1 protein-coding gene is annotated in these 1,243 nt (G+C 62.9%); it reads right to left on the bottom strand.

From position 1 onward, the window contains the following. Positions 1-6 precede the first annotated feature (6 nt). Positions 7-1,175, bottom strand: a protein-coding gene (locus H4N64_RS44095; protein WP_186288249.1) for an IS3 family transposase whose coding sequence is annotated in 2 segments (ribosomal slippage) — positions 7-923 and positions 923-1,175 — 1,170 coding nt in all. Because the reading frame shifts where the segments join, the coding sequence is not laid out codon by codon here. Positions 1,176-1,243 lie beyond the last annotated feature (68 nt).

The raw sequence follows: 1,243 nt of genomic DNA, 5'->3' as shown, positions 1-1,243 counted from the left end.
TTCTCCTTATGCCGCTGCCTGCAACTCCTCGTACTCGGCGTGGACTTCTGCGGGAGTCTTGTAGCCGAGTCCGGAGTGGAGGCGTTTTCGATTGTAGAACATCTCGATGTAGCGGACGATCGCCCGGTGGGCATGTGCGCGCGTTGGGAACGTAGTTCGATGCACGAGTTCGTTTTTGAGGGCGCCGAAAAATGATTCAGCCATCGCATTGTCCCAACAGACACCGGTGCGGCCGACCGACGCTCGCAGGCCCAACGAGCGGAGCTTGCAACGAAGTTCCCGAGACGTGTATTGGCTGCCGCGATCGGAATGAAATATGCAGCCTTCGGCGAGGTCGATGTTCCGGGCCGCCATATCGAGTGCATCCGATATGAGAGAGGTCTTCATGTGGTCGGCCATCGCCCAGCCGACCACAGCTTTGGTGTGGCAGTCGATGACGGTCGCGAGATACAGGAACCCGGCCCAGGTGTGAACGTAGGTGATATCGCTGACCAGTTTGCGCCCGGGAGCGTCAGCAGTGAAGTCACGGGCCAGCAGGTCGGGCGTGGCCGGCGCCGCATCATCAGCGATCGTGGTCGCCCGCCAGGGCCGCGGCTGGCATGGCACCAGGCCGAGCTCGCGCATCAGCGCGCGGACCAGTTCTGCTCCGGCCTGCACGTTCATCCGCTGGAGCACGGCGTGGACACGCCGGTAGCCGTAGGTCTCCTGCGAGTCAGAGAAGACCTGGAGGATGACGGCCCTCAGTTCCGCACGGCGCTTCGCGGTGGCCGACAATGGCCTCGATCTCCAGTGGTAGAAGCCCGACGTGGATACTCCCGCCCAGGTGCACATCTGCTGCACGGGAAAGTTGTCGGCCTCGCCGTCGATGAACTCGTACTTCTCCGTCACCGGTATTCCTGGGCGAAGAAGGCCGCCGCTTTTCCCAGGAACTCGGTCTTCATACGGAGTTCCCGGTTCTCGCGTTCCAGCTCGCGCAGGCGGGCGCGTTCGCTGATGTTCAGGGGAGGCTCCTCCCCGGCGTGCTCTTGCCGGTACCGGCTGACCCAGGTGCCCAGCGTTCCCTCGTTCACTTGTATCTCTCGGGCGACCTCGGCGATCGGGCGGGACTCCACGACCACCATCTTGACCGCCTCGTCCCGAAACTCAGGACTGAACTTCCTACGCTTCTGTGCCACGTGCTCTCTCCGCCGTTCTGGACTTCGATCCTATGGGGACCGCTGTCCGAGAACTTCGGGGCGCCTCA

Origin of the sequence: Streptomyces cupreus (genome assembly GCF_014257025.1) — a bacterium.
Classification (GTDB): domain Bacteria; phylum Actinomycetota; class Actinomycetes; order Streptomycetales; family Streptomycetaceae; genus Streptomyces; species Streptomyces cupreus.
This window is presented reverse-complemented; position numbering and strand designations above follow the sequence as displayed.